15 protein-coding genes are annotated in these 19,308 nt (G+C 68.6%); 6 read left to right on the top strand and 9 right to left on the bottom strand.

Features of this window, described 5'->3' with window-relative positions; translation table 11 throughout:
• Positions 1–94: 94 nt before the first annotated feature.
• On the top strand, positions 95–745 hold the full coding sequence (locus tag ILT43_RS13940; RefSeq protein WP_204199587.1) for a sugar transferase: 651 nt from the start codon (positions 95–97) through the stop codon (positions 743–745).
• Here ILT43_RS13940 and ILT43_RS13935 read toward each other — a convergent pair.
• Genes ILT43_RS13935 through ILT43_RS19790 form a run of 4 tightly spaced genes read right to left on the bottom strand, consistent with a single transcriptional unit; the run spans position 742 to position 5,625 of the window.
• Positions 742–1,935: a glycosyltransferase family 4 protein gene (locus ILT43_RS13935; protein WP_204199586.1), complete on the bottom strand. Its 1,194-nt coding sequence runs from the start codon at positions 1,933–1,935 to the stop codon at positions 742–744. The genes ILT43_RS13940 and ILT43_RS13935 overlap by 4 nt on opposite strands.
• A complete protein-coding gene (locus tag ILT43_RS13930) occupies positions 1,932–3,137 on the bottom strand; it encodes a glycosyltransferase family 4 protein (RefSeq protein WP_204199585.1) in 1,206 nt (401 codons plus the stop codon). The genes ILT43_RS13935 and ILT43_RS13930 overlap by 4 nt, the downstream gene beginning before the upstream one ends.
• Positions 3,134–4,129: an endo-1,3-alpha-glucanase family glycosylhydrolase gene (locus tag ILT43_RS13925; protein ID WP_204199584.1), complete on the bottom strand. Its 996-nt coding sequence runs from the start codon at positions 4,127–4,129 to the stop codon at positions 3,134–3,136. The genes ILT43_RS13930 and ILT43_RS13925 overlap by 4 nt, the downstream gene beginning before the upstream one ends.
• Positions 4,126–5,625 (bottom strand): DUF6418 domain-containing protein, encoded by a 1,500-nt coding sequence (locus tag ILT43_RS19790; RefSeq protein ID WP_204199583.1) that lies wholly within the window; start codon positions 5,623–5,625, stop codon positions 4,126–4,128. The genes ILT43_RS13925 and ILT43_RS19790 overlap by 4 nt, the downstream gene beginning before the upstream one ends.
• Positions 5,626–5,689: 64 nt before the next feature.
• Here ILT43_RS19790 and ILT43_RS13915 point away from each other — a divergent pair, with 64 nt between their 5' ends.
• Positions 5,690–7,180 (top strand): oligosaccharide flippase family protein, encoded by a 1,491-nt coding sequence (locus ILT43_RS13915; RefSeq protein ID WP_204199582.1) that lies wholly within the window; start codon positions 5,690–5,692, stop codon positions 7,178–7,180.
• Here ILT43_RS13915 and ILT43_RS13910 read toward each other — a convergent pair.
• Together ILT43_RS13910 and ILT43_RS13905 are read right to left on the bottom strand one after the other, a co-directional pair.
• On the bottom strand, positions 7,167–7,865 hold the full coding sequence (locus ILT43_RS13910; protein ID WP_204199581.1) for a small ribosomal subunit Rsm22 family protein: 699 nt from the start codon (positions 7,863–7,865) through the stop codon (positions 7,167–7,169). The two genes, ILT43_RS13915 and ILT43_RS13910, sit on opposite strands and share 14 nt — an antisense overlap.
• 10 nt (positions 7,866–7,875) lie before the next feature.
• A complete protein-coding gene (locus ILT43_RS13905) occupies positions 7,876–9,039 on the bottom strand; it encodes an acyltransferase family protein (RefSeq protein ID WP_204199580.1) in 1,164 nt (387 codons plus the stop codon).
• Between the two features lie 108 nt (positions 9,040–9,147).
• On the opposite strand from ILT43_RS13905, the gene ILT43_RS13900 reads away from it, so the two are divergent.
• Together ILT43_RS13900 and ILT43_RS13895 are read left to right on the top strand one after the other, a co-directional pair.
• Positions 9,148–10,269, top strand: a complete 1,122-nt coding sequence (locus tag ILT43_RS13900) for a glycosyltransferase (protein WP_204199579.1) — start codon at positions 9,148–9,150, stop codon at positions 10,267–10,269.
• Positions 10,262–11,533 (top strand): glycosyltransferase, encoded by a 1,272-nt coding sequence (locus ILT43_RS13895; RefSeq protein WP_204199578.1) that lies wholly within the window; start codon positions 10,262–10,264, stop codon positions 11,531–11,533. The genes ILT43_RS13900 and ILT43_RS13895 overlap by 8 nt, the downstream gene beginning before the upstream one ends.
• Here ILT43_RS13895 and ILT43_RS13890 read toward each other — a convergent pair.
• The gene (locus ILT43_RS13890; RefSeq protein ID WP_204199577.1) at positions 11,472–12,563 is read right to left on the bottom strand and encodes a glycosyltransferase family 4 protein; all 1,092 of its coding nucleotides are present in this window, start codon (positions 12,561–12,563) and stop codon (positions 11,472–11,474) included. The two genes, ILT43_RS13895 and ILT43_RS13890, sit on opposite strands and share 62 nt — an antisense overlap.
• Positions 12,564–12,745: 182 nt before the next feature.
• On the opposite strand from ILT43_RS13890, the gene ILT43_RS13885 reads away from it, so the two are divergent.
• Complete coding sequence (locus tag ILT43_RS13885) at positions 12,746–13,732, top strand: aldo/keto reductase (protein WP_204199576.1); 987 nt, start codon at positions 12,746–12,748, stop codon at positions 13,730–13,732.
• A 158-nt stretch (positions 13,733–13,890) separates the two neighbouring features.
• Here ILT43_RS13885 and ILT43_RS13880 read toward each other — a convergent pair whose 3' ends face one another.
• Both ILT43_RS13880 and ILT43_RS13875 read right to left on the bottom strand, forming a co-directional pair.
• On the bottom strand, positions 13,891–14,598 hold the full coding sequence (locus ILT43_RS13880; protein WP_204199575.1) for a SapC family protein: 708 nt from the start codon (positions 14,596–14,598) through the stop codon (positions 13,891–13,893).
• A complete protein-coding gene (locus tag ILT43_RS13875) occupies positions 14,595–16,172 on the bottom strand; it encodes a tryptophan halogenase family protein (protein ID WP_239474797.1) in 1,578 nt (525 codons plus the stop codon). Before ILT43_RS13875 ends, ILT43_RS13880 begins: the two co-directional genes overlap by 4 nt.
• 204 nt (positions 16,173–16,376) lie before the next feature.
• On the opposite strand from ILT43_RS13875, the gene ILT43_RS13870 reads away from it, so the two are divergent.
• Entirely contained in the window at positions 16,377–19,166 is a 2,790-nt protein-coding gene (locus ILT43_RS13870) for a TonB-dependent receptor (RefSeq protein ID WP_204199573.1), read from the top strand.
• Positions 19,167–19,308 lie beyond the last annotated feature (142 nt).

The raw sequence follows: 19,308 nt of genomic DNA, 5'->3' as shown, positions 1-19,308 counted from the left end.
TTTCGCTGCAATGCGGCATAAGATGGTTAACATTTGATTGGCGCGCCGCTGCCCCCGCCGCGTTCCTTGCTCGTCCGTAACCGAGTGAGTATTCATGGCTTCTTCCGCATCGCTCTATCGCACTGCATTACGATCGGACGTGTACCTGTTCCGGGTCATGGACGTGGCGATCGCGCTGGCGCTGCTCATCGCGCTCTCACCGCTGATGCTGGGTCTCGCGCTGGCGATCTCGGCCGGCGACGGGCGTTCGCCCTTTTACGGGCACCGCCGCTACGGGAAGGGCGGGCGGACGTTCCTGTGCTACAAGTTTCGCTCGATGGCGGCCGATGCCGACGCGCGGCTGGCGCGCCTGCTGGCGAGCGATCCGGTCGCGCGGGCGGAATGGCACCGCGATCACAAGCTGCGCCGCGATCCGCGCGTGACGGCGATCGGCCGCGTGATCCGCAAGACCAGCCTCGACGAGCTGCCGCAGCTGTTCAACATCCTGCGCGGCGAGATGAGCCTGGTGGGGCCGCGTCCGATCGTCGCCGCCGAGGTGCGCCGGTACGGGCGGCGTTTCACCCATTATTGCTCGGTCCGGCCGGGGATCACCGGCATCTGGCAGATCAGCGGGCGCAACGACACCGGCTATCGCCGGCGCGTGGCGATGGACAGCCTGATGGCGCGGCGGATGACGCCGGCGCTGTACGTCAGCGTGCTGGCCGGCACCGCGCGGAGCGTGCTGACCGGGCACGGGGCTTACTAAGAAAGCAGGCGCGTATAGACCTCGGCGAAGGCGTCGGCGACCGCGCCGGGCGTGGTGCGGGCGACGACGCGGGCGCGACCGGCGGGCGGGCCGGGGCGGCCGTGGTCCAGCACCGCGCGCATCCGCTCCACCAGCGCCGCGACATCGCCGGGTGCCACCAGCCACGCATCGTCGGCGATGATTTCCGCGATGCCGCCGCTGCGCGAGCCGATGACGGGCACCTGCGCCTGATACGCCTCCAGCACCGTCCGGCCGAGCGGTTCCGCCCACAGCGACGGGGTGACGAGCACGTCGATGCGTTCGAACAGATCCTTGGGCGACTGGAAGCCGATGAATTCGACCGGGAGGCCGGCGGCCAGTTCCAGATAGGGCTCGATCGGCCCGAGCGCCGCGCCGGCGATCAGCAGCCGCCAGCCGGTCGGCGGCAGCAGCCGGGCGGCGGCGAGCAGCGTGTCGACGCCCTTTTCGGGGCTGAGCCGGCCGAGATACCCGAACGTGATCGGCCCGCTGAGCGCCGGCTTGACGTAATCGTCGGCGATGCCGGCGACCTGCGCCGTATTCCAGATCACGCGGCGGTGATGCGGCGGTACGTGATCGAAGAACCTGTAGCGGAGGTGGCGTTCCAGCACCTCGCCGCCGACCGCGGTGACGGCGGAGACGGCGCGCTGGTCGAATTGCTTGGTGAAGGTCAGGACGCGGCACTTGAGGTGGCGGTGCGTGCAGGGGCCGGTGTCGCGGAACATCGAGCTTGCGGCGCAGAGCAGGTCGAAGTCGCGCAAGGTGTGGACGATCGGCACGCCGCGACGCTGCGCCGCGCGCCACACCCGCGTCGAGATGTCGACCATCGAATGCGTGTTGACGATGTCCGGCTTGAAGGCGTCGATCACCGCGCCGAACCGACGTTCGATCGCGAAATTCGCCTGCTGCTTGAATTTGGCCCATTCGCGCTGGCGCTGCGTGTGCGACAGCCAGTCCTCCAGCCAGAAATCGTTGCCGTGCGGCATGCGGAACACGCGGACGCCGCCCCGCTCCTCCTCGACCGCGTCGCCGGGGGTCAGGCAGGCGGCGGCGACATCCCAACCGGCGGCGGCCTGCGCCTCTGCCAGCATGCTGACCGATCGCTCCGCGCCGCCGACGATGTGCGGCGGGTAGAGGCTCGACAGATGCAGCACGCGCAGGCGGCGGCTCATGCGGCGCGGGTCCGGTCGAGGACGTGCGCGTAGAGGTCGTCATAGGCAGCGAACATGCGCGCCGGGGTGACCGCGCTCAGCACCGGGGCGAACGCCATCGGTGGCGGCAGGGCGCGGCGACCTTCCTCGATCGCCTGGCGCATGCGAACCGCCAGCGCTTCCGGGTCGGCGGGGGGGACCAGCCAGTGCTCGCCGATCGGGCCGACCAGATCGCCGATTGCGCCCAGCCGCGACCCGATGACGGGGACGCTGCGCGCGAAAGCCTCGACCACGGTCAGGCCGAACGGCTCGCGCCAGATCGACGGCACGACGAGGATGTCGACCGAGTCGAGGAACGCGCGCGGATCGGTGAAGCCGAGGAACTCGACGGGCAGCCCCTCCGCCTGCGCGCGGTACACGGCGTCGCCCTCCTGCGCGCGGCCGGCGATTCGCAACCGCCAGCCGCGCGGCGGCAACAGGCGGCAGGCGGCGAGCAGCGTCTCGATCCCCTTTTCGGGGACCAGCCGGCCGAGGAAGCCGAACACCAGCTCGCCCACACGGGCCGGGCGATTGTGGCCGGTCGGGACGTCGACCGCGTTCCAGACGACGCGCGCATGGGAGTCCGGCAGGTCGCGGAACAGCCCGTGGCGGCGATGCTCGTCCAGCACGGGCTGCGAGACGGCTGCGACGGCATCGATGCGCGCGGCGAAGCGCGCCTTCCACGCCGCCGCGATCTTGCAGGAGACGTGGAGCGTGTCGCAGGTGTGACCGTTGCGGAACAGCGAGGCGCGCGAGCAGACGAGGTCGTAGTCGTGCAGCGTGTGGACCGCGCGCGCGCCGCTTTGTGCGATCTGCGACCAGATCATCGGCGGCAGTTCGACCATCGAATGCGTGTGGACGATGTCGGGCCGGAACGCGGCGACGGCGCGCCCGAAATCGGCGGCGGCACGGTAGTTGACCATCTGCCCCAGCTTGTTGGCGGTGCGCATCGGGCGCGGGCTGGCGAATACCTCCTCCATCCACACCAGATTGCGGCTGGTCTGCGGCAGGACGGCGACGCCGTGCCGCTCCCCCGCGGGCTGCGGCTCTCGCGTCAAATAGGCCGCGCCGACGGTGTGGCCGCGCGCGACCTGACCCTCGGCGAGCATCTCCACCACCTTTTCCGCGCCGCCGACAACGTGCGGGGGGTAGACCGAACTGACGTGGAGGATACGCATGGTCATGCCTTCAGGAAGCGACGCGCATAGGGTGCAGTGAGGCGCAGGTAGCGGTCGCCATGTTCGCGCGAGGGCTCGATCTCCGACCCCTCGTGCCATTCGTTGAAGCTGGTCACGAGCACCCAGTCGGCATCGTGGCGGATCGCCGCCTCCCACAGCGCACGATACGTGCCGCCATCGTGGCGCTCGACGGTAGGACGCGGCTGTGGCCGGCCGGGGACGCGCGTGTCGTCGAAGCCGGGGATGACGGTTGCACAGAACAACCGGTCGCCGACCAGCCGTCGCCACGCCGGGTAGGTGCGGTCCGCCCACGCGGCCATCTGCGCCGGAGTCATCCCCTTCACGTACGGCGCGAGGACGTAGACGTGGATGCCGTCCATCGACGGGGCCCAGGCGGCGAAGTCCTCGCGTTCCCGCGGCGAGACGTCGCCGATCAGGAAGGCGCGGCCCGCGGCCTTGCGCCACGCGCGCGCCGGTACGTCGCGCAGCGCCTGGAGGTAGAGGAACAGTACCGGCCGACCCCGCACGTCGAGCCATGCGGGGTGGCGGGCATAGGTGCGCAGGACGTATTCGACGTCGCGCGCCGCACCCGCTTCGCCGCCGCGCTGCGACTCCAGATACACGGTCACGCGCAGGCCGGCGCGGGCGGCGGCATCGAGGATGGTCGGCAGCGCCTTGTCCTCGAACGAGTCGATGCCCCACCAGCTGACGATCAGCGCGGTGATGCCGGCCGCCTTCGCCTGCGCCACGTGGCGGGCGATCAGGGCGGGATCATGGCTGTCGTAGAGGCCAAGCGTCGGGTGATTGACGGTCGGGCTCTGGCGCGGGGCTTCGTTGTTCGGCCCCTGCCAGTGGAACCAGCGGCCGCTGGTCTTGGGGTTGCCGTACCAGGGATAGTAGAAGGCCAGCACCTGTCGCGGGTAGCGTCGCGGCGCGGAGAGGGCGGGTGTCGCGGCGAGCGCGAGACCGGCGCCGAGAACGGTGCGGCGAGCGATCATGCGGCGCGCCGGGTGGCGGCGAAGTGGGCGGCTCTCGTGCGGCGTTGCGTCGAGAGCAACTGGCCGCGGTTGATCGCCAGCAGCACCAGTTCGATCGTCACGAACAGCAGCAGGCGGTTGATCTGGCCCGGTGCGGCGATGCTCCACAGCGACGCCTGTTGCGCGGAGAAATACACCTGGAGATAGGTCCACACCGCCAGCGCCAGTGTCAGCGGAAAGCCGGAGGCGAAGCCGCGGCGCAGATACAGCGCCGCGAGCGCGATCAGCACCCCGAGCAGCGTCATGACGACGGCGACGCCGGCATAGCCGAACATCACCAGCGCCATCGCCTCCGTCCCCATCGTCAACTGCACCCAGCCGCCGTTCTTTCGGAAGCTGGCGGCGAGTTTCGACGGGGCGTAGCGGTCGATGAAGTAGTAGGTCTCGACGCCGGTCGCGAAGGCGGATTCGGCAGGGACGCGGTCGTCGAGTACGTCGAGGTTGCGGGCGACGAGTTGATCGTCCCAGTGCGTCGCGTTGCGGAAGTCGCGGGTGGCGACGAACCATAGTTCGCCCTGCCCGGCGATCCGTTCCCCGACCAGTAAAGCAGTGCGATCGAGGGGCAGGCGGCCATAGCCGGAATAGATGTACAGCGTCGCCGCGAACGCCGCGCAGAGCAGCGCCACGACAGGGGGTGCGAGGCGCAGCAGCGTGCCCTTCAGCCGGCCCTGCCGCGACAATAGCAGCGGCATCGCGAAGAACGCGACCTCCGCCAGGATCGTGAAGAACTTGTCGCCGAACAGGAAGTAGACGCCCGTCAGCGCGAGAACGGTGAGCAGCGCGGCCAGCCGCAGCAATGTTGCCTGACGCGGCGAGAAAGCGATCGTGCCGAGGACGGCGGCGAACAGGAACTTGTTGTCGAGCAGGATCAAAACCGGCCCGCTGCTAAATTCGCGCCGGTAGAGGAAGCGGTCGACGCCGGCGAGCAGCGGAAAGCCCGATTGCAGCCCGTGCAGCACCGCGAGCGCACCGAAGCCGACGCAGAGCGCGACCGTCGGCCAACCGAGCAGCCGGACGATCCCGTCGAGCAGCGGCGAGCGCGCATAGGCGAGGAACAGCGGCTCCAGCCGGCGGAAGACGAAAGCGAAGACGAGGAAGAATAGCGCGGTGACGGCGACGAACGAGGCGCTGGCGTCGCCGGGTTCTCCCAGCCGGTTGATTTCCGGCATATACGCGCCGGATTCGATGACGAGCAGCGACAGCAGGGTCGCGCCGCGGGTGATGACGAGGGGCAGCAGCAGGATCAGGCCCGCCGGACTGATGCGTCCGACCAGCAGCAGCAGCCAGCCGAACAGCGCCAGCGACAGCCACGCGAACGCCGAACTGGGCATGGCGGCGGCGGCAAGCCAGTTGGTCGCCAGCGTCGCGGCGAGCGCGACTAGGCCCAGCATCGGGATCGCTCCCGGGGTCGCGGCACGTTCGCCTGCCTGTTCGTGCTGGTCCGCCGTGCCGTCCACGCCGCTCCCTCCCGTTCGTCGGTTGCCCGATCGTACGGAGCCGGCCCGGCACCCGATGCCTCAAATGAGGCACCGTGCCGCAGCGCAGCATGGTCAGCAGAGCGCGCAGGAGAAGCAGGTGCTCGGCAAGAATATCTTATCGATGACGGGGCTGAGCCTCTATCGCAACGTCATCCAGTTCGGGATGAACATCGCCGTCGCCGCGTTCGTGCCGCCGGGCGATTACGGTCTGGTGGTGTTCACCGCGCCGTTCCTGGTGCTGATCGCGATGCTGACCGATCTGGGCATGACCAGCGCGATCACGCGTGCGCCGTCGCTGTCGCGCGAGGAGGCGGGAGCGGCGATGGGGGCGATGCTGTCCGGCGGGGCGGTCTGCGCGGTGTTGCTGGCACTGGCGGCGTGGCCGCTGGAGCGTGCGATCGGGATGGCCGGGCTGGGGCCGGTGATGGCGGCGATGGCGGCGGTGGTGATCCTGTCGATCGGCGCAGCGACGCCGCGCGCGCTGCTGGAGCGGGAGCTGGCCTATGCGCGGATCGCGCGGATCGAGGCGGTGGCGATCGCCGTGTCGGCGGCGGGCGGGCTGGCGGCGGCATGGGCCGGGGCGGGCGTGTGGTCGCTGGTGCTGTACAATATCGGCGTGCAGGCGATCCGTGCGGGTGCGTTCGGATGGGCGATGCGCGCACAGTTGCGGCCCAATCTGCGGCTCCGCCAGCTCGGACCGCTGCTGTCGTTCGGCGGCTGGGTGCTGGCGAGCAATGTCCTGAATTTCTTCGCGCGCAACAGCGACAATCTGTTGATCGGGGCGTGGCTGGGGTCGGCGGCGGTCGGCATCTACGGTCTGGCGTACCAGTTCATGCTCGCGCCGCTGATGGCGATCACCTGGCCGACCAGCGGTATCCTGCTGTCGACGTTGCGGAACGAGGATCGCCACGGTCCGCGCGCGCAGGCGATGGTGGAGAGCGTGCTGTCGGCCACCGCGCTCGTGGTGACGCCGGCGATGCTGTATCTGACGTTCGGGCTGGGCTTTCCGGTGTCGGCGTTGCTGTCGGAGCGGTGGGCGATGGTCCCCGCAATCGTGCTGTGGCTGGCCCCGGCGGGGGCGTTGCAGGCGATCTCGTCGTACAACGGTGCGCTGCTGATGGTCGCGGGGCGCGCGCGCGCGCAGTTCGCGATGACGGTGGTGAACACGGTCGTGATCGTCGCGACGTTCGTGCTGGCGTTGCCGCACGGGTTGATGGCGATGGTGAGGGCCTATGCGGTCGTCATCTCGCTGGTCAGCCTGGCGTATATGGCGATGATCGTCGCGCTGACCGGGCTGAGCCTGACGCGGCTGATTCGTGCGCTGGCACCGGCGTTGCTGGCGAGCGGGATCGGCGTCGCAGTGGTGGCGGCGATCGGGTTCGGGGTGGACAGCTGGTGGCGCTGGGCCGGGATCACCGCGGCGTACGGCGCGGCGGTACTGGGGTGCTATGCCACGTTCCACCTGCATGTCCGCCGGACGCTGGGTGTGCTGGTTGCGCGGGGGCCGAGCCCCGCCGCGGTTACAGGAACGTAGCCGGCACGAAGCGGCCGGCGGCGAACACCGCCTGTGATTTGGCGGCGCGGACCACGCCGACCGCGTAATCGACGGAGGTGGCCTGCAACCGGTCGTGGACGGCGGCGACGGTGTCCTGCTCCCCCTCGCGCTCCGCATCGTCGAGGATCAGGGCGAAATCATCGGGGATGTCGCGATCGAGCATCGCGAGGATGCCGGCGCGCGAATGGCGCGGGGTGCCGCGCGGCCCGTCGCAGACCATGACGTCGAAGCTGCGCCCGGCCCGCACCGCATCCCAGTCGTAGGTCTGCGTCTGGCGGCCGCCGATCGCCACCGGACGCAGCGGCGTAACCAGCACCTGATGCTGGACCTGCGCGCCGATACGCGCTGCCCAGTCGGGGTCGTTTTCCAGCGTCAGGACGTCGCCGACCAACCCGCGCCGCTGGAGCATTGCCCATAACAGCGTGCTCTGACCGGCGCCGATGTCGAGCACGGACACCGGGCGGAACTCGCTGCCGATTCGCAGGATCAGGTACAGGAGGCTGTAGTTGGCCGCGCCGCCGGTGGGGAAGAAGCGATCCTCCTCGCCCAGCCGCGCCAGTTCGCGCAGGAACAGGTCGCGGTAGATCACCTCCAGTCCCGGTTCCGGCGTGAAGGGGCCGGGCTGACCGGTCAGGCGGCGGAATTGCTGGCGCAGGCTGAGCATGGGCGTTCTCCTATTCGGCGGCGGCAATGGTCCGGGCGGGGCGAGGGTGCGCGACATGGTGGCCCAGCGCGGCGGTGAGCGGACGTTCGATCCAGCGATAGCCGGCGAGCGCGAGCAGTATCGCGAGCGCGACAGTGACGGCGACGAGCAGCCAGCCGGGCGCGGCGGCGACAGAGGCGGATTTCTGCGCCGCCTTCTCGACCGCGATCAGGGCGAAGGGGTGGAGCAGGTAGAGCGAATAGGACGCGTCGCCGACCCGGCCGAGCGGCAGCAGCGGGCGCGGCATCGCGGGCTCCCGGCCCAGCACCGCCGCCGCGAGCATCGCCGCGACAGGGACTCCAGCGAGCAGCACGCGTGGCCAGGCGTTGGCGACGGTGTGGCCGGTGGGGCCGCCGAAGACGTGAAGCGGGTCGGCGATCAGCAGCACCGCGCCGGTGACGGCGAGGGCGATCCTTGCAGCACGAGGCAGGATCGTTCCGCCCGCCATGAGCGCGCCGACACCGATGCCGAGGCCGAAGTCCACGATGATCGGTCGGGTCCAGAACCACAGCGCGCTGCCGGCGGGTATCCATGCGCCGATCAGCACCAGCGCGGCGAGCATGACGGCGACGGCCGCCAGCGCGCGGTGGCGCGGCCATGCCACGACCAGTGCGAGCAGGGCGTAGAAAAACATCTCGTAATTCAGCGTCCAGCCGAGGTCGTAGACCGGGAACAGCCCTCCGTCACCGCGGGTGTCGAACGGCACGAACGCGTAGGAGGCGAGGATCGCGAGCGGCTGCGGAAAGCGGTCTCCCCCCTTCAAGGTCGCCGCCGCGAGCAGCAGCAGGAACGCGGTCGTCACCAGCCAGTACAAGGGCGCGATGCGGACCAGCCGGCGGCGCAGGAACTCCGCACGCGCACCGGGCTTGCCGAACAGGCGGGCGGAGGCATGCACCATGATGAAGCCGGAGATGACGAAGAACAGGTCGACGCCCGCGCCCCACGGCAGCAGCGTCGATCGCGCGAACTCGCCGCCGCTGCGTTCGACGACGCCCGCCATCGCCGTCTGGGAATGACCGATCACGACCATCAGCGCCGCCAGCCCGCGAAACATCTGCACCGTCCACAGGGGCGGGGTGCCCGCCGCGGCGGCGACCGGATGGACATGTGCGTCGGTGCCGGACGGACCCTTCATGACGCGATCCGACCACAGCGCCGGTCACGCGCTTGCGTCAAATGAGGCAGAGCCGCGCCGCCTGCGCCGTACCATTGGGCGACAACGGCGAACCCGATCGGGACCAGGATGAAGATTCTTCACATCGCCGAATCCGCTCGTGGCGGAGTGGGCACGTATCTGGCCGAAATCCTGCCGGATCAGGCGCGACGCTATGGCGGGGGACGCGTGCGAGCGCTGGTCCCCGCACAGCATGCGGCGCATCTGAGCGGCGTGGACCGGCGGTTGCTGGCGACGTGGCGGCGGCCGGACCGCGGGATGCTGGCCGTGCTGAAGCTGGCGGGTGCGATCCGGCGCGAAGTCGCGCGATTCCAACCAACGATCGTGCACGCGCACAGCAGCGTCGCGGGCGGCGCGCTGCGCCTGTTGTACGGATGGAGCAGGCCACCGTTCCGCATCGTCTATTGTCCGCACGGCTGGGCGCTCGATCGCCGTTCGATCGCGATCAAGAACGACCTGATCGCGCGGATCGAGCGCAGCCTGGCGCCCGCCGCCGACCGGATCGTGGTGATTTCGGAACATGAGCGGCGGCAGGGCCTGAACATCGGTATCGCTGACGAGCGCATGGCGCTGGTGCTGAACGGCATCGCCGACCTGCCGCCCGCGCGTCCAGCGCGGTGGGACGATCCGCGCACGCGTATCCTGTTCGTCGGTCGGCTGGACGAGCAGAAGGGTTTCGACACATTGCTGGATGCGGTCGAGCCGATCCAGGACCGGGTGTCGGTGCGCGTGATCGGCAAGGCGGTGGCGGGGCCGGCCACCCAGTCGCGGCCGCGGCGATCGAAGGTCGATTATCTCGGCTGGCGCTCGCTGGCGGAGGTGTCGACGGAGATCGCGGCGGCGGATGTCGTCGTGGTGCCGTCGCGCTGGGAGGGGTTCGGCCTCGTCGCACTGGAGGCGATGCGTGGCGGCTGCGCGGTCGTCGCGTCGGCGGTCGGCGGCCTGCGCGAGATCGTGGTCGACGGCGTCACGGGGCGGCTGGTGCCACCCGACAGCCCGGCGCAGTTGATGGACGTGCTGGTCGCGCACGATCGCGACGCATGGGGGAAGATGGGCCGGGCGGGGCGCGCGCGGTACGAGGCGCTGTTCACCGCGACGCGCATGAACGACCAGCTCGACGCGCTGTACCGCGAGCTGAGTCCGGTCGTCGTCGATGCGCCGGTCGAGCCGGTGCGGGCGGTGCATGCGTAGCGGCCGGGCCGTCATCCTGTCCGATTATGTCGGCGGGGAGGGGGCGGCGAGCGGCGGTGCGGGCCATGCGGCGCTCGACAGTTACCGGGCGCTGCGCGATGCGGGCGCGGACGTGCGCGTCGTCGCCGGCTTCGGCCGACCAGACGCGATCGAGCCGGCGCGGTTCGCGAGTCTGGGTGGTGGCGACCTGCGCGCAGGCGGCCGGGCGGCGGCGCTGAAGACGATCTACAACTCCGCGGCGGCAGATGCGCTGACGACGGAGCTGGCGAGCGAGGACCCGGACACGACGCTGGTGATCGTGCACCAGTGGACGCGGTACCTGACGCCGGCGGCGCTGCGCGTCGTGCAACGCTTTCCGACGATGGTGTACATGCACGACTATTTCTGGGCGTGCCCGAACGGTATCTATTATGATTTTCAGGAGGAGCGGCCGTGCGACCGGCGGCCGATGGGCGTGCGCTGCGTGACCGCGAATTGCGACCGGCAGGGGCGGGTGGAAAAGCTGGGCCGGATCGCGCGTCAGGCGACGCGGATGGCGGTCGCGCCGCGGCGTGGTTCGCGGCGGCTGTTCCTGCACCTGTCCGAACAGGCGCATCGCACCGCCGCGCCGCTGCTGCCCGGCGAGCGGCACGCGATCCTGTACAATCCGTTGACCCTGCCGGAGCGTTTGCTCCCTCCGCCGACACCGCGGTTCGACGTCGGCTATTTCGGGCGGCTGGAGGCGGACAAGGGCGTGCCGATGCTGGCGGAAGCGGTCGCGGCGCTGGGGCTGACCGGGTTGTTCGTCGGGCAGGGATCGTGCGAGCCGACGCTGGCGGCGACGCCGGGGATCGAGCACCGGGCGTGGCAGCCGCGCGACTCGATGGCGGCGGCGATGCGCGATTGTGGCCTCGTGGTGCTGCCGTCGCGGTGGCACGAGACATGGGGTTTGATCGTCCCGGAAGCGATGGCGGCGGGCGTGCCGGTGCTGGTATCGGCGCTGGCCGGATCGGCGGAACTGGTGCGGCGGTTCGGGGGCGGGGCGACGTTCGACCCGGGTGTTCCCGGCGACCTGGAAGCGAAGCTGGCGGCGGTGCGGCCGGCAGCGATCACGCCGGAGCGGTACGACGCGATGCGCGCGTTCCTGTCGCCGGAGCGGCACGCGGCGCGGATCATGAATTTGGCACGCAGCCAGTTCGGGCTAGATCTGGTCGCAGCGCCGGTCAGGCCGCGAGCTGTTCGTCCAGTATCGCGGCCAGCGTCGCTCCAGCCGCAGCCCAGGTGAACGTCGCGCCGCGGGTGCGGCCGGCGGCGATCTTCATCGCGCGCAGGGCGGGATCGTCGAGCGCGTGGACCGCCGCCGCCCAGTCGGCGGGCGAGTCCATGCCGGCGTAGAGGATCGCATCGCGGCCGATTTCCGGGATCGCGCCGGCGGGTGCGGCGACGACCGGACAGTCGCACAGCATCGCCTCCACCGGCGGCAGGCCGAACCCCTCGGTGCGGGAGGGGTAGAGGAGCGCGTGGGCGTTCTCGTACAGGGCGCGCAGGCCGGCATCGTCGACACCGCCGACGAAGACCGCATTCGGCGGCACCGCTAGGCCGGCCGCGACCAGCGCCTGCCGCGGTGGGCCGATGATCGCCAGCGTCCGGTCCGTCATGTCCGGGCGCGCGAAGGCGGCGAGGACGACGCCGATATTCTTGTAGCGCGCGGCCGAGCCGAACATCAGCGCGTAGCGTCCGCCTGCCAGTCCGTGGCGCGCGAGTACGCCCTCGTCCGCCGGCTGTTCGAGGATGTGGTCGCCGCCATTGTGGATCACGCGTGTCGCGGCGTGATCGGCGATGCCGAACGTCGCGAGGCTGTCGCGTGCATAGTCGGAGACGGTCAGGACGATGCGGCTGGAGCGCGCGCCCCGCGGTACCAGCGCGCGGTATCCCCAGCGCAGCTTCGCGGGATAGCTGTCGGGCGACAGGCGGAACTGCGCGTCGTGGACCATCGTCACCTTGCGCGGGTGCCATGCCGGCCCGAGGTTGGCGAAGCTGGCGAGGACACCGCCGCGCGCAACCACCGGCAGGATCATCTGCTCCCAGCGCTGCGTATGGCCGGCGCGCTGGGGGACGGTCCGGATCGCCGTGAACGACGGTGCCCAGTTTGGCACTTCGGGCAGCAGCAGGCGCATGTCCCATCTGGCGGGCGTGCCTCCGGCCACCGCTGCGCGGTCGAGTTCGCGCAGCAGCCGATCGGCCACGCGGTGGACGCCGTTGGTCGCGCCCGAATAGAATTTGCCGTTCAGGAAAAGTCGCGGGCGGATCGGCATGATCCCGGTTAGGCGGTCGAACCGCGCGGCCAATTATCATTCGATACATCGTGAGCCGCCTGCCGGGTGGCGCGGGCAGGAATGTCGCCGGAGCGGCACGTACGAGCGTGGATCGTGGAACCTGCGCGATTCTGATCCGCTATCGGCCGATCGCTCCCCCGTTCGGAAGAAGAGGTTCGGCTATGGAAATGCGCAAGCTCGGCTCGCAAGGGCTCGAAGTGTCAGCTCTCGGTCTCGGCTGCATGGGCATGTCGGAATTCTACGGCGACCGCGACGACGCCGAATCCGCAGCGACGATCCACCGTGCGATCGACCTCGGCGTGACGTTCCTGGATACCGCCGACATGTACGGGGTCGGCCGCAACGAGCAACTGGTCGGGCGGGTCGTGCGCGAGCGGCGCGAATGGGTCGTGGTGGCGACGAAGTTCGGCAATGTGCGCGGGGACGACGGCAGCTTCCAGGGGATCAACGGCCGCCCGGACTATGTCCGCCAAGCCTGCGACGCGAGCCTGAAGCGGACGGGGCTGGACGTCTTCGACCTTTATTATCAGCACCGCGTCGATCCCGACGTGCCGATCGAGGAGACGGTGGGGGCGATGGCGGAACTGGTGACGGCGGGGAAGGTCAGGTTTCTGGGCCTGTCCGAAGCCGCGCCGGAGACGATCCGGCGCGCACATGCGGTGCATCCGATCAGCGCGTTGCAGACGGAATATTCGCTGTGGAGCCGCGATCCGGAGGCCGACATCCTGCCGACCGTGCGCGAACTGGGTATCGGTTTCGTGCCCTACAGCCCGCTGGGCCGCGGTTTTCTGACCGGGCAATTCCGGACGCCCGAGGACATTCCGGCAGACGATTACCGGCGCAACAATCCGCGCTTTCAGGGCGAGGCGTTCGCGAGGAACCTGGATCTGGTGAAGGAGATCGAGGCGATGGCAGGCGAGAAGGGCTGCACGCCCGCGCAACTCGCGGTGGCTTGGGTCATGGGGCAGGGGAGCGACATCGTGCCGATCCCCGGCACCAAGCGGCGGAAGTATCTGGAGGAGAATGTCGGCGCGCTGGACGTGACCCTGACCGACGAGGATCGCGCGCGGATCGACCGCATTTTGCCGCCGGGCGCGGCCGCGGGGACGCGGTATGCCGAGGCGCAGATGGCGTCGCTGGGACGGTAATCGGGTCTGTAGAGCATCATGACATGACGTCGATCCACCCAGCCCGTTCGTCCTGAGCGTGCCGAGCCTGTCCAGAGCGAAGCCGCAGGCGGCATAAGCGTCATCTGGGCTTCGACAGGCTCGGCACGAACGGTTCAAGCTACTATCTCGCGCACTCGTCAGAAGGTGGCGTGGAATCGGTCCTGTTGGTGGCGGGCGGCGTCGAGCTGGCAGAGACGCTCGATCTGGGTGAGCGACGCCGACAGCAACGTCGCCGGCGCGAGCCGGTCGGCGCGGTGCAGGATCACGACGTCGGCATCGGACAGGCCAGACAGGGCGTCCTGATCGATCGTGTAGAGGCCGTCGATGACATGTTCGTGCTGGTCGGAACGGCGAAGCGTCAGGCGCAGCGGCCGGATCAGGTGGCGGGCGGCATAGTCGGCGATCAGGTCGCGTGCCGCGTCTAGGTCGGCGATCAGCCGTCGTAGCGCGTCCGCGATCGTCGCGGTCAAGGGCGTCGCTCGACCGTTTTCGAACAGCAATTGGCCGGATGCCCCGAGCGCCGGGTCTTCCTCGTCGATGGCGAGGCCCGCGACGCCGTCGGGGTGCAGCCGGAACCCCGTGAGTTGCAGCGCGCGCGGGCAGTAGGTGGCGTGGAAACGCCCGTCGACGCAGAACAAGTTCTGCGGCTCCACCAGCCCGAGCAGCGCGATGAGGTTGAAGCGGCCCGTATGAGCGTCCTTGGCGAGGCAGAGCGGCATGTCGGCGGCGGCGAGCACGATTTCTGACAGGCCGATCTGCACGAAGCGCGGCGTGGACGCGACGATGCCGGGGTCGAACCGCAGCGCACCGTGGTGTGCCGGATCGAGCGGGCGGATGCGGCTCATACGCGTTGCAGGCCGTATTCGCGGACCGACCGCAACAGGTCGCGGTGGCGCGGCGCGCGGGCGATCAGGTCGGCGCGAAGGCGATCGTTGCGCGCGATCAGGCCGGTGGCCATTGTTGCCTCCGATGCCGCCGCCCCGACGGGGGGATAGTGGCTGGCGAAGCGCATGCCGTGCAGGACATATTGGTAGCTGGGCCACGAGAACACCTCCCGCGCGTGCGAGAAGTCCTGCGGCGCGGGCGAGTGATGCCGCCATAAGTCGAGCCGTTCCTGGAGCCCGTCCGGCATCGACGCGGCGGCGGCGTTATCGCGCCAGAAGTCTGTGTCGGTGCGGTGGGTGATGACGTAGTGCAGCTTCAGGAATTCGACGATGCGCAGCCAGTGGTGGCGGAAGGTCTCGTTGAACTGGCGCGCGACCATGTCCATCGCCGCGCGCGTGCGGGGCAGCCGGTCCGCGATCGCGTCCATCGACGTTTCGATCAGCATCAGCGCGGAAGCCTCCAGCGGCTCGATGAAGCCGGCGGACAGCCCCACCGCGACGCAGTTGTTCTGCCAGAAGCGCTCGCGGTAGCCGCCGTCGATGTTGATCGTGCGGACCGACAGCGCGTCGGCGGCTGGGCCGACGTAGCGGCGCAAGGCGGCTTCGGCGGCATCGTCGCTGGTGTGCGCGCTGCTGTAGACATGACCGACGCCGCGGCGCGTCCACAGGCCGATGTCCCAGATCCAGCCGGCATCCTGCGCGGTCGAGATGGTGTGGCAGGCGATCGGGTCGTCCTCGCGGTCGTACGGTACCTGCATGGCGATCGCGCGATCGGCGAACAGCACGTCGCGGCAGCTTTTGAACGGGACGCCGTAGACGCCGCCGATCAGCAACGCCGCGAAGCCGGTGCAGTCGACGAACAGGTCGCCGGCGATGCGACGACCGTCGTGGAGTTCGACGTCGAGGATGTCGCCGTTGTCGGACTGGTTCACGCGGGTCACGTCGCCGATGACGTGCTCGACGCCCAGCGACGCGGTGGCATGATCGCGCAACATCGTCGCGAACTTGCCGGCGTCGAGATGGTAGGCGTAATTGGCATGGCCCGCATATTCGGGCGCGGTGATCGTCTTCGGTGCGAGGCCGGCGTCGCACAGCGCCGCCTGATAATCGACGCAGTCGGCGAAGCTCGCACCGCTGCCGTCCGAGCGGCCCAGCCAATGGGGCGCGAGGTCGATCTCGCTGGCGCCGGCCGGCGGGTTGAGCGGGTGGTAATAGGCGTCGCCGGGCAGGCCGTCGGTCCAGCCGACGAAGCGTGCGCCCTGTTTCAACGAGGCGTCGCAGGAGCGGATGAAGTCCGTCTCGCTGATGCCGATCTTCGCCAGCGTGTTGCGCATCGTCGGCCACGTACCTTCACCAACCCCGACCGTGGGGATCCGGTCGGATTCAACGAGCTTGACCGTCACTCCGCTGCCGGTGCGCTTCGCTTGCGCGGCGATCCGGCACGCCGCGAGCCATCCTGCCGAGCCGCCGCCGACGACGATCACGGTGTTCACGCTGGCCGCAGGACCGCGGCCGACTTCCCCTCCATTCGACATCTAAGCCCCTGTTATTTGCGGGAATAAAATCGTTTGCATTTTCCCGTTGTATTAATCAGACAATAACTTTAGCAAAGACGATGATCCCGTTCAAGCGAGGCGGGACTTCAATCGGGAGGGATAGCGATGGGCAAAACTCAAGGACAATTCAAGCGGAACGCGACGTATTCTGCGTGTGGACTGGCCAGCGCGCTCATCGCTTTGATGGCCGCCACGCCCGCGATGGCCAAGCCGCAGACGGCGACGCCGACGGTACAGGATCCGGCCGCGAGCCTGCCGCCGCAGACGGAGGACGCCGCCGATGACATCGTCGTCACCGGTATCCGCGCCAGCATCGCGACATCGGCCGCACAGAAGCGCGATGCCATCGGCGTTCTGGATGCGATCTCGTCCGAGGATCTCGGCAAATTCCCCGACGCCAACGTAGCCGAATCGCTTCAGCGTATTCCGGGCGTCGCGATCGACCGCAGCAACGGTGAGGGCCAGTCGGTCACCGTTCGCGGCCTGGGACCACAGTTCAACACCGTGTTGTTCAACGGCCGCAGCTTCGCCAGCGACAATTTCAACCGCGCTTTCTCGTTCGACCTGATCCCGGCCGAACTCATCAGCGGCGCGCAGGTCTATAAGAGCTCCCAGGCCTCGTTGCAGGGCGGCGGTATCGGCGCGACGATCAATATCCAGACGCCACGTCCACTGGACCTGAAGGAGTTCAAGGGCATCGTCAGCGCCAAGGCGCTGTACGAGAAGAACAGCGAGAAGTTCACGCCGCAAGTGTTCGGCCTGCTGAGCAACACCTTCGCCGATGGTCGACTCGGATTGCTGGCGTCCTTGTCGTACCAGAAGCGTATCGCGTCGATCGATTCCGTCACGAACGGCGGCTATCTGCCCAACACGACGGTCGGGCCGAACGCTGCGCCGCTGTTCCGAAACGTCTACGCGCCACGCAACCAGGATGTCGGCAATGCGCGCGACGTCCGCACCCGGCTCGGTGCCACGCTGGTCGCGCAGTACGAGGCCAGCGACACGCTGACCTTCACGGTCGACGGGCTGTACAACAAGTTCAAGAGCGATTCGACCACGCGCGCGCTCGGCAGCTGGTTCGAGCCGTCGCAATATACCGCCGCGACGATCGACGGGAACCGCACGATCACCTCGCTGATCACCAGCGGCAATGCCGACTTCATCTCGTCGGGCGCGGTGCGTGAGACGACGACCTGGGAAGCCGGCGGCAACGTCGAATGGAACCCCACCGACGAGTTCAAGATGGTACTGGATGCGACGTGGTCTCGCGCCAAGAACGCGGGCGGCGGCAAATCCTATTTCGCGGTCATCGGCTCGCCGTCGCAGTACAGCTTCACCCAGGCGGAGAATGGCGGCATCGGCTCCACCTCCGGCTACGGCACGGGCGTGCTGAGCAACCCGGCATTGGGCCGTACGCATATCGCAGGCGTCAACGGTAACGACATCACCGAGAAGGTGACCGAATACCGCTGGAACAACGAATGGAAGCCGGAGAACACGCTGTTCAAGGCGTTCCGCTTCGGTGTGGCGCGCACCTCGCGCAACAAGAACAACGTCCCGATCACGTCCGCGGACGATGTCGGTTGCGTGTATTGCGGCTATCCGACGCTGGCCGACCCGTCGCTGCTGTCGTCGTTCACGATGGACGGACTGGGCGCGAAGAGCGGTTCGGTTCCGCTGACCTTCCTGACCTTCGATCCGCGCCGCTATCTCGATTTCCTGACCAGCGCGGCCGCGACATCCGCGCTGGATCGCGCCCAGGGTCTGGCGGCCGGCACCACGGCGGCGCGGTATGCAAGGGTCAACGGCTATGCCGCCACGCCGCAACCGTCGGCTCGCGTCCGGGAAACGGTCTATGCCAGCTACGCCGATTTCGATTTCGAGGCGGACGTCGGCGCCATGCCGCTGTTCGTCAACGTCGGCGCGCGATACGAGTATACGGAGCTCAGTTCGTTCGGGCAGCAGCGACAACTCGTTGATCTGACGCCGACCGGCGGCAATCCCCCGACCGATCCGACGATCTATGTCGGTGTGTTCGCCAGCCCCGCGGGCGTCGCGATTTCCCGTGACTCGTCGTACAGCAACTTCCTGCCGGCGGCGAACGTGCGGTTGAACCTGACGCCCAAGCTGCAGGTGCGCGTCGCCGCATACAAGACGCTGACCCGGCCCGCGATCGGCGATCTGGCCCCGACCTTCAACACCGACACGCTCCGGCCGGCGACGCTGAGCGCCAGCGGCGGCAACACCGAACTGAAGCCGTATCGCGCCAACAACGCCGATCTGTCGTTGGAATGGTATCCGACGCCGACCACGACGCTGTCGGCGGCGGTGTTCTTCAAGAAGGTCGACGACTTCATCGTTCAATCCTTCGCGACGGAGTCCATCCCGATCGCCAATGCGGGCAACGCACAGGGCGTGCGGCTGCCGGTCGGCGGGCTGATTACGCAACGCGGCGGGCAGTTCTTCGGCGAATTCAGCGTGCGACGTCCCCGCAATGCGGAGTCGCTGGAGATCAAGGGGCTGGAGTTGAACGTGGTGCACACGCTCGACTGGCTACCGGGCGTGCTGAGCGGCTTCGGCGTTCAGGCCAATGCGACGTTCGTCAGCACCAACCGCGACTTCGACGTCGACCAGATCGGTCAGTCGTTCGCCGCGGAGGGGATCGGCAATTCGCAGAATGCGACGGTCTTCTACGAGAAATACGGCATCTCGGCGCGCATCGCCTATAATCGCCGCGAACGCTTCCTGCGGCAGCTGGCGGGCGGTTCGGGCAACGAGCCGATCTTCGTGCGCGATTACGGCCAGTTCGACGGCAGCGTCGCCGTCAACGTGACGCCTGCCCTGCAGGTGTTCGTCGAGGGCACCAACCTGTTCAATGCGAAATACTTCACCACCGGCCGGTTCGACAACCAGTTGCTGACCTACCAGAATTTCGGTCCGCGTTACGACGCTGGGGTGCGCTTCTCGTTCTGAACGATATACGGTGGGCGGGGTCGGCTACGCCGGCTCCGCCCATTCCTTCTGTTTTCCGGGGTGACGCGGACCGATGATGCGGTACACCTTGTGAAAGCAAGGGGAATGACATCACCGTGACGTACCGCGCATCGACCGCCAT

The organism is Sphingomonas longa, assembly GCF_016892685.1.
Lineage (GTDB): Bacteria > Pseudomonadota > Alphaproteobacteria > Sphingomonadales > Sphingomonadaceae > Sphingomonas > Sphingomonas longa.
This window is presented reverse-complemented; position numbering and strand designations above follow the sequence as displayed.

Bases quoted from the DNA above. Each gene is read 5' to 3' on its own strand.
- ILT43_RS13940 (WP_204199587.1), top strand. From the start codon at position 95: ATGGCTTCTTCCGCATCGCTCTATCGCACTGCATTACGATCGGACGTG.
- ILT43_RS13935 (WP_204199586.1), bottom strand. From the start codon at position 1,935: ATGAGCCGCCGCCTGCGCGTGCTGCATCTGTCGAGCCTCTACCCGCCG.
- ILT43_RS13930 (WP_204199585.1), bottom strand. From the start codon at position 3,137: ATGACCATGCGTATCCTCCACGTCAGTTCGGTCTACCCCCCGCACGTT.
- ILT43_RS13925 (WP_204199584.1), bottom strand. From the start codon at position 4,129: ATGATCGCTCGCCGCACCGTTCTCGGCGCCGGTCTCGCGCTCGCCGCG.
- ILT43_RS13915 (WP_204199582.1), top strand. From the start codon at position 5,690: ATGAGGCACCGTGCCGCAGCGCAGCATGGTCAGCAGAGCGCGCAGGAG.
- ILT43_RS13910 (WP_204199581.1), bottom strand. From the start codon at position 7,865: ATGCTCAGCCTGCGCCAGCAATTCCGCCGCCTGACCGGTCAGCCCGGC.
- ILT43_RS13905 (WP_204199580.1), bottom strand. From the start codon at position 9,039: ATGAAGGGTCCGTCCGGCACCGACGCACATGTCCATCCGGTCGCCGCC.
- ILT43_RS13900 (WP_204199579.1), top strand. From the start codon at position 9,148: ATGAAGATTCTTCACATCGCCGAATCCGCTCGTGGCGGAGTGGGCACG.
- ILT43_RS13895 (WP_204199578.1), top strand. From the start codon at position 10,262: ATGCGTAGCGGCCGGGCCGTCATCCTGTCCGATTATGTCGGCGGGGAG.
- ILT43_RS13890 (WP_204199577.1), bottom strand. From the start codon at position 12,563: ATGCCGATCCGCCCGCGACTTTTCCTGAACGGCAAATTCTATTCGGGC.
- ILT43_RS13885 (WP_204199576.1), top strand. From the start codon at position 12,746: ATGGAAATGCGCAAGCTCGGCTCGCAAGGGCTCGAAGTGTCAGCTCTC.
- ILT43_RS13880 (WP_204199575.1), bottom strand. From the start codon at position 14,598: ATGAGCCGCATCCGCCCGCTCGATCCGGCACACCACGGTGCGCTGCGG.
- ILT43_RS13875 (WP_239474797.1), bottom strand. From the start codon at position 16,172: ATGTCGAATGGAGGGGAAGTCGGCCGCGGTCCTGCGGCCAGCGTGAAC.
- ILT43_RS13870 (WP_204199573.1), top strand. From the start codon at position 16,377: ATGGCCGCCACGCCCGCGATGGCCAAGCCGCAGACGGCGACGCCGACG.